The 13,381-nt window shown below is 35.1% G+C and carries 11 protein-coding genes and 1 riboswitch; of the genes, 9 read left to right on the top strand and 2 right to left on the bottom strand.

The window, feature by feature from the left end:
* Window positions 1–15 precede the first annotated feature (15 nt).
* The 8 genes from Q9317_RS04760 (at window position 16) to Q9317_RS04795 (ending at window position 7,511) form a co-directional block, all read left to right on the top strand.
* The gene (locus Q9317_RS04760) at window positions 16–1,968 is read left to right on the top strand and encodes a BglG family transcription antiterminator (RefSeq protein WP_305981606.1); all 1,953 of its coding nucleotides are present in this window, start codon (window positions 16–18) and stop codon (window positions 1,966–1,968) included.
* Window position 1,969: 1 nt separating this feature from the next.
* Window positions 1,970–2,407 (top strand): PTS mannitol transporter subunit IIA, encoded by a 438-nt coding sequence (locus Q9317_RS04765; protein ID WP_003099421.1) that lies wholly within the window; start codon window positions 1,970–1,972, stop codon window positions 2,405–2,407.
* Between the two features lie 23 nt (window positions 2,408–2,430).
* Complete coding sequence (locus Q9317_RS04770; protein WP_003099422.1) at window positions 2,431–3,579, top strand: mannitol-1-phosphate 5-dehydrogenase; 1,149 nt, start codon at window positions 2,431–2,433, stop codon at window positions 3,577–3,579.
* Between the two features lie 125 nt (window positions 3,580–3,704).
* Window positions 3,705–4,043 carry a zinc ribbon domain-containing protein YjdM gene (locus Q9317_RS04775; RefSeq protein ID WP_003099424.1) on the top strand — a complete coding sequence of 113 codons (339 nt, stop codon included), beginning with the start codon at window positions 3,705–3,707 and terminating at the stop codon, window positions 4,041–4,043.
* Window positions 4,044–4,147: 104 nt separating this feature from the next.
* Window positions 4,148–4,789 carry an amino acid ABC transporter permease gene (locus Q9317_RS04780; protein ID WP_003099426.1) on the top strand — a complete coding sequence of 214 codons (642 nt, stop codon included), beginning with the start codon at window positions 4,148–4,150 and terminating at the stop codon, window positions 4,787–4,789.
* Between the two features lie 9 nt (window positions 4,790–4,798).
* The gene (locus Q9317_RS04785; RefSeq protein ID WP_003099428.1) at window positions 4,799–5,428 is read left to right on the top strand and encodes an amino acid ABC transporter ATP-binding protein; all 630 of its coding nucleotides are present in this window, start codon (window positions 4,799–4,801) and stop codon (window positions 5,426–5,428) included.
* Between the two features lie 18 nt (window positions 5,429–5,446).
* Window positions 5,447–6,286: an amino acid ABC transporter substrate-binding protein gene (locus Q9317_RS04790; RefSeq protein WP_031238952.1), complete on the top strand. Its 840-nt coding sequence runs from the start codon at window positions 5,447–5,449 to the stop codon at window positions 6,284–6,286.
* 454 nt (window positions 6,287–6,740) lie between these two features.
* The gene (locus Q9317_RS04795; RefSeq protein ID WP_003099431.1) at window positions 6,741–7,511 is read left to right on the top strand and encodes a CAMP factor family pore-forming toxin; all 771 of its coding nucleotides are present in this window, start codon (window positions 6,741–6,743) and stop codon (window positions 7,509–7,511) included.
* 110 nt (window positions 7,512–7,621) lie between these two features.
* On the opposite strand, the gene Q9317_RS04800 is transcribed toward Q9317_RS04795, so the two are convergent.
* A complete protein-coding gene (locus tag Q9317_RS04800) occupies window positions 7,622–8,857 on the bottom strand; it encodes a cation diffusion facilitator family transporter (RefSeq protein ID WP_003099433.1) in 1,236 nt (411 codons plus the stop codon).
* An 89-nt stretch (window positions 8,858–8,946) separates the two neighbouring features.
* On the bottom strand, window positions 8,947–10,275 hold the full coding sequence (locus Q9317_RS04805) for an alanine/glycine:cation symporter family protein (RefSeq protein WP_003099435.1): 1,329 nt from the start codon (window positions 10,273–10,275) through the stop codon (window positions 8,947–8,949).
* A 131-nt stretch (window positions 10,276–10,406) separates the two neighbouring features.
* Window positions 10,407–10,480, bottom strand: a riboswitch (glycine riboswitch).
* A 318-nt stretch (window positions 10,481–10,798) separates the two neighbouring features.
* Here Q9317_RS04805 and pcrA point away from each other — a divergent pair.
* On the top strand, window positions 10,799–13,099 hold the full coding sequence (pcrA, locus tag Q9317_RS04810) for a DNA helicase PcrA (RefSeq protein WP_305981607.1): 2,301 nt from the start codon (window positions 10,799–10,801) through the stop codon (window positions 13,097–13,099).
* Window positions 13,100–13,381 lie beyond the last annotated feature (282 nt).

Genomic DNA, 13,381 nt, shown 5'->3' on the forward strand with positions numbered 1-13,381 from the left:
GTGTATAATAACATTATGCTACTAACAAAACGAGAAGAACAATTAATGAAAGCTTTCCTGTCTTATGGAAAGCTTTCAATTGATAATATGGAAGAGATTTTGAAGGTGTCAAGAAGAACTGTTTACCGTGTTCTTAATGACTTAACCATTAGTTTAAATAGTCAAAATATTAGTATTATCAAAGAAGACCAAAAGTATTTTTTTACCGGCCAGTTGGATGTGTTGCAATCATTTTCAAGCCAAGAAAGTTTTTCAAAGGTTGAACGATTGAATCTGATGACATATTATTTATTGACGAGCCAAAGTGAACTAACCAATGATTTTTTTCAGGAAGAATTCGCTGTTAGTAATGTGACTATTATTCAGGACATTGCTGAAATTGAAACGCGATTAAGTGATTTTGATGTGCAAATTAAACGTCAAAAAGGCTACTCTATTAGTGATAAAACCTTTAAAAAAAGGTGGCTTCTAGCTATTTTGCTCTCAAATAATATCTCTTTATCAGATTTTTGGCAGATGAAAATGGGTTATTTTGATTTTATCTCTGCTGATCGCTTAGTTATTGCAAAATCGGTTTTTCAAAAACATCAGTCAGAATTGCCTGAGATGGATTCTAAGTTACTTCAATTTTTTATCATTTTATTGGCTTTAAGCAATTGGCAAGCCATTGAAAAAGACAATCAATCGGTTAGTAAACTTGCTTTAGACTTTTCTCAAAAAGTTTTTGCTGATTTTTCAAGCCAGTCTAATGATTTTTACCCCATCAGTGAAATTTTGTATTTTGCAAAACTTCTGGATCTTTTGCTTTTAAAAAGGCAAGAAACGCCGTTGTTTCAAGAGAATTTTGACAGTGAATTTTTCTATAATGTTTCAAATTTAATTGATAAGGTTGCCTTATACACCAAGATTAATTTCACCAAGGATCAAACCCTATTTAAATTTCTCTTTAATCATATCCGTCTTAGTTTAGCAGTACAAATTCTTTTTGCTGATAGTAAAGTCACTGATTTGGCTCACGAAGCTTTGAGAAACAATGAGTATTTGCACCGTGTTATTCAACTTTTAGTAATGGAAATTTTTCCAAATTATCTTCAAACAGAGTGGGAATTGGAATTGATAACGCTTCACTTTGCATCAAGCTTAAGGCGTAGTCCTCAAATTTATCCTGTTAGAATTCTTTTGTTAACGGATGAAAGGCCTTTAGCGACAGAATTGTTAGTCTCCCGACTAAAAAACATTGCTCCTTTTATTGAGTCGATTGCAACTAAAGCTTGTAGTTCTTTAGAGGAGTCGGATTTTGATACTTATGATGCTATTTTAGCGACCAAATTATTATCACATGATAACATTCAGTTTGTTTCAACTTATCCTAACCCAAGTGAGATGTTAGGATTAGAAGAGTTTTTGCAAGATGTGCAAATTAATCGTGACGTCAAATTGAGAGAAAGTCAGAACGTGATGATGCAAATGGATTTTAAAGATTACTTTAATGCCAGTCAACTGATTTTAAAACGCTTTTATTTAAAACCTTTAAACAATCGAAAGCAGTTTAATCACACCATTGATGATATTATACAAAATGTGGATATGGTTTCTGACAAAGAGTATTTAACTCGGAAACTCAATAAGCGATTTAACGAAAGTCCAATGGCTATTCCAGAGACTAATTTGGCATTAATCCATACGCAATCAAGTAAAGTAATGAAATCAGTTTTCTTAGTGTTTGAATTGGAAAATCCAGTTTTTGCCAAATCTATGAATGGTCAAGATGAATTGGTCAAAAGGGTCTTAGTGATGCTAACTCCCTTAGAAGAAGGTGATGAAGTGCGAGATTTGATGACGGCAATTAGTCAATCGATTATTGAAAATCATCTTTATACTGAAATTTATAAAAAAGCAAATCAAGACATTATTTATCAGTTGCTTAATCAAATATTTACAGAAAAAATCAAGAAATTGGAGAATTAATATGGAATTTCAAAAAGAATTGATCAAATTAGATCAAGCGTTTGAGACTAAAGAGCAAGCTATTAAATATTGTGGTCAACTCTTATATCAACATGGTTATGTCGAAGAAGATTATATCCAAGCTATGCTTGATCGTAATGAAGAGTTATCTGTTTACATGGGAAATTTTATTGCTATTCCGCATGGCACAGATACTGCCAAAGAAAAAGTAAAACAATCAGGTTTAACAGTTGTCCAAGTTCCAGACGGTGTTAATTTTGGCACAGAAGAAAATCCTCAAATAGCAACAGTCTTGTTTGGCATTGCTGGTATAGGTGATGAGCATTTACAACTGATTCAAAAGATTTCAATTTTCTGCGCAGATGTTGATAATGTGGTTAAATTAGCAGATGCTAAGTCTGAAGAACAAATTATTAGATTACTGAATTCAGTTGAATAGTGAGTCGATAAGGAGATAAAAAAATGAAAAAAGCTTTGCATTTTGGGGCTGGTAATATTGGCCGTGGTTTTATTGGTGAAATTTTAGCAGCAAATGGGTTTTCCATTCAATTTGTTGACGTTAATGACAGCATTATCAATGCATTGAACGACAGACATTCTTACGACATTGAAATTGCTGAGGATGGGAAACGTCATATAAGGGTTTCTAATGTATCTGGAATTAATAACAAAGAGAATCCTGAAGCGGTTGTTGATGCAGTAGCGCAAGCTGATATTATCACAACGGCTATTGGTCCCAATATTTTACCATTTATCGCTGAATTAATTGCTAAAGGTATTCAAAAAAGACAAGCACAAGGAAATAAACAGCCGATTGATGTGCTTGCGTGTGAAAATATGATTGGTGGCTCACAATTCTTGCTTGAAGAAGTTTCAAAATATTTGACTGAAGATAATAAAGCTTATCTTGACCACTATGTTGGTTTTCCAAATGCTGCTGTAGACCGTATTGTTCCAGCGCAAAGTCATGAAGACCCATTATTAGTTGTTGTTGAGCCATTTAATGAATGGGTTGTTGAAACTAGTCGCATGAAAAATCAATCCTTAAAACTTGAAGGTGTTCACTACGAGGATAATCTTGAGCCATTTATTGAAAGAAAATTGTTCTCTGTTAATTCAGGGCATGCGACATCAGCTTATACAGGGGCATATGCGGGTGCAAAGACTATTTTGGAAGCATTAGAGGTTCCAGAAGTGAAAAGCCAACTAGAGGCTGTTTTAGCTGAAATTCGGTCATTGCTTGTGGCTAAGTGGAACTTTGATGATGACGAACTCAAAGCTTACCATAAGGTTATTATTAGTCGCTTTGAAAATCCCTATATTGTTGACGATGTTGAGCGTGTAGCTCGTACACCAATTCGTAAATTAGGTTATGACGAACGCTTTATCAGACCTATTCGTGAACTAAAAGCAGCTAATTTGTCTTATCATAATCTCCTTAAGACAGTTGCTTATGTTTTTAAATATAAAGATGTTAATGACCAACAAAGTAGTCAACTTCAAGTGATGTTGTCAGAAAACGATCTTCCAAAAGTTGTTGCAGATGTGACAAGCCTAGAGGATCAAGAGTTGATTGCTGAAATCGTTAAAAGCATTGAAGCATTAGCTTAAAAATGGTCCCTCTTATGAAAGAGGGGCTTTTTGCTAACAATTACGTTTGTGAGAACGATTTCATATTGTCAAAAGAATGATTATACAGTAGAATAATAACAATAACTTTATTTTAAGGAGACGATATGTCATTACCAAATTGTTTACAATGCCAATCAGAATATGTTTATGAGGATGGGACCTTATTAGTTTGCCCGATGTGTGCATTTGAATGGACACCAGGTCAAGAAGAAGAAATGGTTGAAGAAGGCTTAAAAGTTTTAGATAGTAATGGAACACAGTTACAAGATGGTGATACTGTCACAGTTATCAAAGATTTAAAAGTTAAGGGTGCTCCAAAAGACATCAAACAAGGAACACGTGTCAAAAATATTCGACTTGTTGAAGGTGACCACAATATCGACTGTAAAGTTGATGGCTTTGGTGCCATGAAGTTGAAATCAGAGTTTGTTAAGAAGATTTAATAATTATAGGCAATCAGTTTTCTGATTGCATTTTTATACAAATCACTAACAAATTTTCTGATAATTTGATATAATGTCAACATCTATCTTTTCATGGAGGGTCTATGTCCTATATTTTACAAGTATTACCCAGTTTATTAGATGGTGCCAAAATTACCTTACAAGTCTTTTTTATCGTTATTATTCTCTCAATACCATTAGGTGCATTTTTTGCCTTTCTAATGAAAGTGAATTTTAAACCACTTCAGTGGTTTTTAACACTGTATGTTTGGATTATGCGTGGTACCCCTCTATTATTACAACTCATTTTTTTCTATTATGTTTTACCTAGTGTTGGTATCACCTTCGATCGGATGCCTGCGGCAATCTTAGCCTTTACTATGAATTATGCTGCTTATTTCGCAGAAATTTTCCGTGGTGGTATTGAAGCTATTCCTAAAGGACAATATGAAGCTGCTAAGGTGCTTAAATTGAATCACCTTCAAACCATTCGCTATATTATTATGCCTCAGGTTTTCAAGATTGTTTTGCCGAGTGTCTTTAATGAAGTGATTAACCTTGTTAAAGATTCTTCACTGGTGTACGTGCTTGGTGTCGGTGATTTATTATTGGCCAGTAAGACAGCTGCAAACAGAGATGCAACTTTGGCACCCATGTTTATTGCAGGAATCATATACTTATTACTAATTGGTTTAGTGACGATTATTTCTAAACACGTTGAAAAACGTTTCAATTACTACAAATAAGGAGGGGCTATGTTAGAACTTAAAAATATTTCAAAACAATTTGGTCAAAAAACAATCTTTGATCGGTTCAATCTAACAGTCGCAAATGGTGAAATTTTATCACTTGTTGGTCCTTCAGGAGGCGGGAAGACAACTCTCTTGAGAATGTTGGCAGGATTAGAGCCTATCGACTCTGGTGACATTTTTTATGATGATCAGCCAGTTCCCATCGACCATTTAGAAAACCGAAACCTTTTAGGTTTTGTTTTCCAAGATTTTCAACTTTTTCCGCATTTAACAGTTTTAGATAATCTTATCTTATCACCAACCATTACAATGGGAGTAAGTAAAGCTGACGCAAAAGACAAAGCCATATCACTCTTAGAAAGACTTGGTCTAAAAGAGCATATGCATGTCTATCCTTTTTCTCTTTCTGGAGGGCAAAAGCAGCGCGTTGCACTGGCTAGAGCTATGATGATTGATCCACAAATTATTGGTTATGATGAACCAACAAGTGCTTTGGATCCGGAATTACGCCAAGAGGTTGAAAAACTGATTCTTCAAAATCGTGACATGGGAATTACACAAATTGTTGTTACACATGATTTGCAATTTGCAGAATCTATTTCTGACCGTATTATTAAGGTCAATCCCAAATAGAAAGTAATGGTTAAGCATATGAAAATGAAGAAAATTTTAGTTGCCTCAATGGCATTTCTATCGACTGTAGTTTTAGTTGCCTGTGCTTCAACTGCTACAAATACCTCAAAAAAAGATGCCTGGGAAGCCTACAAAGCAAAAAAAGAAATCACAGTAGGCTTTGATAATACATTTGTTCCAATGGGTTTTAAGGATGAAAGTGGCAAAAATACTGGTTTTGATATTGATCTAGCCAAAGCTGTCTTTAAAGAATATGGTATTAAAGTAACATTCCAGCCAATTAATTGGGATTTGAAAGAAACTGAATTAAAAAATGGTAAAATCGATATGATTTGGAATGGCTATTCGATGAATCCTGAACGTCAGAAAAAAGTGGCCTTTTCAAACCCATATATGAAAAATGAACAAGTTTTAGTGTCTAAAAAATCATCTCATATGACAAGTTTTGGGGACATGAAAGCTAAAGTATTAGGGGCGCAATCAGGATCATCAGGTTACGATGCTTTCACACGTCATCCTAAGGTTTTAAAAGATATTGTTAAAGATAATGATGCTAGACAATATGAAACATTTACACAAGCATTCATTGATTTGAAAAATAACCGTATTGATGGCTTGTTAATTGATAAGGTTTATGCAAATTATTACCTTAAACAAGAAAAAGAACTTGAAAACTATACCATTCTTGCCAGTGAGTATAAAGGTGAAAATTTCGCTGTTGGTGTCCGTAAAGAAGATAAGACCCTTCTAAAAAATATCAATAAAGGGCTTAAAAAACTTTATCAGGAAGGCAAATTCCAAGCCATTTCAGAAAAATGGTTCGGTACTGATGTTGCTGCAGAGGACATTAAAAACTAATATTTGAGTTAAGCAGATAAGTGAATTTAACGAGAAGATTATCAAAATCTTCTCGTTTTTTATCTGTTTGTTATGAGAGTTTAAAAAAATCAACCTAAAAATAAAGGTTCTGAAATTTTTTATCGATTTAGAAATTTTTTTATAAATGTAAGGATTTGAAAATAAAAAGAGCGATTTTCTTTTAATATATTGTGGTAAAAATAGGCCAATTAGTGAGGATTAAGATGATTTAGACGTTTTGTTTTTAAGCAAAGTCTTCTAAAACCTTTTTTACTATAAAAATCAAAAAATTTTCATTACATTAATATTTTCACTAAAGGAGGAGATTTTGACATATGATTAAAAATTGACCTAATTTTAATCTCGTAGTATGATATAGCCTATAAGTGCTTATATATATCAATTACATTCATCCAACTATTGCAATAGAAAGTCTTAGTAAGGAGAAAGTCGAATGAACTCTCAACACATTTTACGTCTATCAGTCATCGTGTCAGGTGTTGCTTTATTGTCTTTAGCTGCGCCATCTGTTTTAGCTGATGATGCGGTGCCTCAACATCAAACAGTTTCTCAAGCAAATACTTTAACCAGTCAAAAAGATGGTATTGTAAACACTATTGATCAAGACCTGAATCAATTACAGACAATTAAAGAAGAAGTAAAAGGAACAGATGCTGAAAAAGCAGTGACAACAGCAATTGAGACTGCTGACAAACTAAAAAGCTCTCTTAAATTTAATCCAGAAACTATCTATGACATCAATTCAATTGGTGCTCGAGTAGAAGCACTATCTGATGCTGTTCAAGCCATTGTTTTTGCAACAACTCAATTAAGCCACAAAGTTGACCAAGCACATATTGATATGGGATTTGCTATAACCAAATTAGTTATCCGAATTGCTGATCCATTTACATCTGTTGATGCAATAAAAGCACAAGTCCAAGCCATTGCTGATTTAGAGAAAAAAGTTCTAACTTATGCAGATTTAAAAGCTAGTGATAGAGCTACAATTTATGTGAAGTCATCGTTGGATAAAGTTATTTGGAATACACGTTTTGAAAGAGATCAAAAAGTATTAGGTATTAAAAGTTTTGCAGTTTATAATACCTTGAATCAAGCCATTACACATGCTGTTGGCGTACAACTTAATCCAAATGTAACAGTAGCACAAGTTGATCAAGAAGTGGTTGCTTTACAAAATGCCTTAACAGCTGCTCTTAACTAATTTTCAAGTTAAGCCTCCTTAGTTCACACTTATATCAAGCTAGTTGCTGCCTTTATGCAAGTAGTATCTTAGACAAAAAAATCAGCCTCCTAGGGGCTGATTTTAGCTTATCACACTTTATGAATACGATAGCGTGGTCTTGATTTTAAAGGGTGTTTTAGGGAGGTCACTTGATGGAAAATCATGTACCAAACTTCGTTTCGCCTCCAAATACTAGTGTGTTGCTCACCTTGCAATCGATAGGTGACTAATTTAGTTTTTTGACTGATTGATTTAATCTGGAAGTTTTCAAAATTGCTAGGGTAAAAAGTCTCTTTAGCAATCAATTGCTGGCGGTCAAATACATTTCCAGCGACATCAATCATGTAAAAATCTTCAGAAATATAGTCTTGATAGTCTGGAAGTTTTGACAAGATGATTTTCTCATTGGTAAAGAGTTTTTTGCTGACATTTTCCATTAATTCATCTTCTGGGATAACTGAAGGTTCAACATGAATGTCAATATCATAAACTGAAAAGCGTTGGCTTAAGAGTTGCTCGACACGTTCAGTGATTGCATGGCTTTCATAGACTGATAAGTCAGGATTCATTTCCAAAACAATATCTAGGTACACATTACTACCATAAGTGCGACCGCGTTGGGATTTAACAGCAGTAATTTTAGGAATTTCTAAAATGGCTTTTTCGTATTGTTTTAAGTGCTTATTGTCAAAACCATCTGAGAGGCTAAAAGCACTTTGCTTGAAAATGTCAAAAGCAGTTTTAAGAATAAAGTAGGTAATGACAATAGCTGCTAACCTATCGATGATGGTTAAGTTTAATGAAGCAGCAATAATAGCAATTGAGGTACCAATTGAGGTGACAGCATCAGACAGATTGTCCTTAGCAGCTGCAACAAGAGCACTGGATTTTACTTTCTTTGAGAGATTTTTATTATAAAGGTAAACAGCTAACATAATAATAGCTGAGATTAGACCTACAAGGGCACCAATTGGATCAATGGGCGTAGCCTTACCATAAAGCATGTTTTGAATGGTTTGAATTAAAACCTGAAAGCCAACAATAAACATAATAAATGATGTGATCAAACTGGATAAATCTTCAAACTTCCAATGACCAAAGCGATGGTTAGAATCAGCTGGTTGACTGGCTAGATGTAAGCCGATGAAGAGGGCAACATTACCAACAATGTCAGATAAGTTATTGAAGCCATCGGCAATTAAGGAGTTGGAATTGAGCAAATAACCACTAACGAGTTTCCCAATTGTAATTAAGAGATAGGCAACGATGCTGACAATAGGGCCTCTTTTTGCCAATTTGAGGTTGCTTATAGGGTCTTGAGACATAGTAACTCCTTCTTTAATAATGAGACTATTATACCATATTCTTCCAGTTAATTAGAAAAGTCTAGCCCTAAAAAGACTAGACGGTAGATTTACTGGTTGCTGCTAAAATAGCGTTTTGTTTCATAAATGATGACTGGTGAGAGGGCTAGAAGGGCAATGAGGTTTGGCAGAGCCATCAAACCGTTCACAATGTCAGCAAGTACCCATATCAATTCAAGCTTTAAAAAGCCTCCTAGTGCAACCATAAGAATAAATAATAGTCGGAAAAAAGCAATTGGTTTTGTTCCGAAAAGGAATTCAAAGCATCGCTCGCCGTAGTAACTCCATCCTAAAATGGTTGTAAAAGCAAATAAAATAAGTGAAAAAGTTAAGGCATATGCTCCGATGTTTCCAAAGACAGAGGCAAATGCTGCTTGGGTTAGAGGAGCTCCTTCTAGATGTGTTGTCCATTGTCCTGTCACAAGAATGGCAAGACCTGTTAAACTACAGATAATAATCGTGTCAATAAATGTTCCGGTCATTGAGATAAGCCCTTGTTCGACGGGTTCATTTGTTTTTGCAGCAGCAGCGGCAATGGGAGCAGACCCAAGACCGGATTCATTTGAGAAAACCCCGCGGGCAATTCCTTTTTGAATGGCATCTTTAACAAGGGTGCCAGTAAAACCACCAATAGCTGCAACAGGTGTAAAGGCTGATTTGAAAACAAGTGATATAACAGGTAAGATATGGTCAAACTTAATAAAAATAACTGTTAGTGAAGCAAGGATATAAAAGATTGCCATAAATGGGACCACTTTTTCAGCTACCTTTGAAATGGATTGGATACCACCAAAGATGATAAAAGCAACTAGGATTGCCATAATGACGCTCACAAATTTAGGTGAAAAGCCAAAGCTATGGTTTAATGAAGACGTAATGGAATTAACTTGAGCAAAGGTTCCAATACCAAATAGAGCCACTAAAACACCAGACAAGGCAAAAAAGACAGCAAGAGGTTTCCATTTTTCCCCCATTCCATTAACAATATAGTACATAGGCCCACCAGAAATCTCTCCGTTGGCATCCTTGGTACGGTATTTGATGGCTAAAACCCCTTCAGCATATTTTGTTGCCATCCCAAAGAAAGCGGCAACCCACATCCAAAATAAGGCCCCTGGCCCGCCTGATTTAATTGCTGTAGCAACACCAACGATATTTCCTGTTCCGACTGTTGCTGCAAGCGCTGTTGCAAGCGCCGCAAAGCTTGAGATATCCCCGTGTCCTTGGTCTTCAGTAAAAATCAGTTTAAAGGCTTTTGGTAATTTCAGCACTTGCAATAGGCCAAGCCTAACTGTTAGGTAAATCCCCGTACCAACAAGCAGCATGAGAAGGGGAGGTCCCCAAACCAAATCATCAATTAGTTTAATAATAGATAGCATATCAATTCTCCTAAAATGTAAAGTTGAATGAATGTACCAAAAAAGAAAAAAGTCATCTTGATAGATGACTTCTGAAAATAGGTGACAAAATAGAAGAAACTCAAAAAGCCTCTTTTAGTATTATTTGTTACCTTCTGTCCTTTTGCCTGAGAGATTGAGCAGTAAAGCCTTGCCCCTTCGGCGCCTATTAAGGTCTCTCCAGAAGTCCGTCCACCAACAGTCCCGTTCAACAAGTGAACACCTGAGAGTATAACTCCTTCGGCGAAAAAAATTCTTCTCCTGTATGGTTTCATTCGGTTATATTAAATTGTTTCCATCATAACCTAAAAGACCAATGACGTCAATAGATTTTAAAAAATAATCTGTTTTAGACTTAAATTTAGAAGTATTGCTATAGGCATGAACTGGTCAAAAACTTTGAGGAAAGTTGTTTTCAACAAGAAATGTTTCTGCCTTTTTTTAGGAAAAATGATATAATTTTAAGGTTGAAAGAAATAGTAGTGACTAAAGATGAGGAGAAAGAATGAATCCTTTACTAAATGGAATGAATGATAAACAAGCCGAGGCGGTCCAAACAACAGAAGGGCCACTTTTAATTATGGCTGGAGCAGGTTCAGGTAAAACAAGAGTGTTAACGCATCGTATTGCATACTTGATTGATGAGAAATGTGTCAATCCATGGAATATTCTAGCAATCACCTTTACCAACAAAGCTGCGCGTGAAATGAAAGAAAGAGCATTAGCTCTAAATCCGGCAACATCAGATACCTTGATTGCAACTTTTCACTCCATGTGTGTTCGTATTTTAAGACGTGAAGCTGATCATATTGGTTACAATCGTAACTTTACTATTGTAGATCCTGGTGAACAACGTACTTTAATGAAACGAATTCTTAAACAACTCAATTTAGACCCTAAAAAATGGAATGAACGGGCGATTTTAGGAACCATTTCGAATGCCAAAAATGATCTTTTAGACGAAAAAGCTTATGACATGCAAGCTGCTGACATGTATACTCAAATGGTTGCCAAGTGTTATAAGTTATATCAAGAAGAGTTACGTCGCAGTGAAGCTTTTGATTTTGATGATTTAATCATGATGACCCTTCGCCTTTTTGATCAGAATCCTGATGTCTTAAGTTATTATCAGCAACGTTATCAATATATCCATGTGGATGAGTATCAAGATACAAACCATGCTCAGTATCAATTGGTTAAATTATTAGCATCACGTTTTCGAAATATTTGTGTGGTTGGTGATGCTGATCAATCCATTTATGGTTGGCGGGGTGCCGACATGCAAAATATCTTAGATTTTGAAAAGGATTATTCAGATGCGAAGGTGGTTTTGTTAGAAGAAAATTACCGCTCAACCAAAACCATCTTGAAAGCAGCAAATGATGTGATTAAACATAATCAAAATCGTCGTGATAAGAAGTTATGGACACAAAATCAAGATGGTGAGCAAATCGTTTATCACAGAACTAATGATGAAAGAGAAGAAGCTGTCTTTGTTGCTTCTACTGTTTCAAATATGTGCCAAGAAATGGGTAAAAACTTCAAGGATTTTGCGGTGCTTTACCGGACAAATGCTCAATCCCGTACAATTGAGGAAGCCTTATTGAAATCTAACATCCCATATACCATGGTTGGCGGGACTAAATTCTATAGTAGAAAAGAGATTAGAGACCTTATTTCTTACCTAAATATTATTGCCAATCCTTCTGACAACATCTCATTTGAACGTATCGTTAATGAACCTAAACGTGGTGTAGGACCAGGGACGCTTGAAAAGCTCCGTCTTTTTGCTTATGAGCACCAGATGTCCTTGATGGATGCTTCATCAAATCTTTTCATGTCTCCTTTAAAAGGAAAAGCTGCGCAGGCCATCATGGATTTTTCAACACACTTACTTGATTTGAGAGAAAGATTGGATCAACTGAGCGTAACAGAATTAACAGAGAAAGTTTTAGAAGAAACAGGCTACATTGAAGCATTACGTCTTCAAAACACCTTAGAAAGTCAAGCACGTATTGAAAATATAGAAGAGTTCTTATCAGTGACGAAAAACTTTGATGATAATTCTGCTAAACAAGAACAAAACGAAACTGGTTTAGACAAATTAGGACGTTTCTTAAATGATTTGGCTTTAATTGCTGATACTGATGATGGTGATGTAGACAGTGCAGAAGTGACATTAATGACCCTTCATGCTGCAAAAGGCTTGGAATTTCCGGTTGTCTTTCTGATTGGCATGGAAGAAGGTGTCTTTCCTTTATCTCGATCCAGTGAGGATCCGTCAGAATTAGAAGAAGAAAGACGTCTTGCTTATGTAGGGATTACAAGAGCAGAAGAAGTTCTCTTTTTAACCAATGCAAGTACCAGAACACTCTTTGGTAAAACCAACTATAATCGGCCAAGTCGTTTCTTAACTGAAATTTCAGAAGAACTTTTAAGCCATCAAGACTTAGCAAGACCAAGTCACTCTTCTTTTGGAGTGACATTTAGTAAAGAGACCAAGCAACAATTTGGGCAGGGAATGAGTTTATCTCAAGCACTTCAATCCCGAAAAGCCAAAGTCCAAGCAGACAGGACTAGTCCTAATAGTTATGCCAAACAAGCAATGCCTTTTGTTTCCAATAATGCTAACAGCAAGAGTGAGGTGTGGGAGATTGGAGATTTTGCTTATCATAAAAAATGGGGCAAAGGAACGGTTTTAGAAGTTTCTGGTTCTGGTAAAACAATGGAGTTGAAAATAAAATTCCCTGAAGTTGGATTAAAAAAACTGTTAGCAAGTGTTGCACCTATTGAAAAAGTAGATTAATGATAACTGACTAGAATTCCTAAAATGGATTTCTAGTTTTTTTGTCTATCCTTTTAAAAAATAAAATTATCCGAGCATAATTCTTGCATTATATTTTAAGTGAAGTATAATAACAATATAAATAAAAAAACAAGTGGTCACTTTTATAAAACTTGTAAATACATGTTATAGCGCTAATTTACAATTTGTGTTTCATTTGGTTTTATAAATTGACACTATGTATTTTATTTAAGTTGTCTCTTTTAATAGAATTTTGAAAATCATTTTAAAAAGAGGCGTATT

Source organism: Streptococcus iniae (genome assembly GCF_030732225.1).
Lineage (GTDB): Bacteria > Bacillota > Bacilli > Lactobacillales > Streptococcaceae > Streptococcus > Streptococcus iniae.

What these genes read in the sequence shown, in the direction of transcription:
- Q9317_RS04795 (WP_003099431.1), top strand. Translation starts at nt 6,741, where the DNA reads ATGAACTCTCAACACATTTTACGTCTATCAGTCATCGTGTCAGGTGTT.
- Q9317_RS04800 (WP_003099433.1), bottom strand. Translation starts at nt 8,857, where the DNA reads ATGTCTCAAGACCCTATAAGCAACCTCAAATTGGCAAAAAGAGGCCCT.
- Q9317_RS04785 (WP_003099428.1), top strand. Translation starts at nt 4,799, where the DNA reads ATGTTAGAACTTAAAAATATTTCAAAACAATTTGGTCAAAAAACAATC.
- Q9317_RS04770 (WP_003099422.1), top strand. Translation starts at nt 2,431, where the DNA reads ATGAAAAAAGCTTTGCATTTTGGGGCTGGTAATATTGGCCGTGGTTTT.
- Q9317_RS04780 (WP_003099426.1), top strand. Translation starts at nt 4,148, where the DNA reads ATGTCCTATATTTTACAAGTATTACCCAGTTTATTAGATGGTGCCAAA.
- Q9317_RS04765 (WP_003099421.1), top strand. Translation starts at nt 1,970, where the DNA reads ATGGAATTTCAAAAAGAATTGATCAAATTAGATCAAGCGTTTGAGACT.
- Q9317_RS04760 (WP_305981606.1), top strand. Translation starts at nt 16, where the DNA reads ATGCTACTAACAAAACGAGAAGAACAATTAATGAAAGCTTTCCTGTCT.
- pcrA (WP_305981607.1), top strand. Translation starts at nt 10,799, where the DNA reads ATGAATCCTTTACTAAATGGAATGAATGATAAACAAGCCGAGGCGGTC.
- Q9317_RS04805 (WP_003099435.1), bottom strand. Translation starts at nt 10,275, where the DNA reads ATGCTATCTATTATTAAACTAATTGATGATTTGGTTTGGGGACCTCCC.
- Q9317_RS04775 (WP_003099424.1), top strand. Translation starts at nt 3,705, where the DNA reads ATGTCATTACCAAATTGTTTACAATGCCAATCAGAATATGTTTATGAG.
- Q9317_RS04790 (WP_031238952.1), top strand. Translation starts at nt 5,447, where the DNA reads ATGAAAATGAAGAAAATTTTAGTTGCCTCAATGGCATTTCTATCGACT.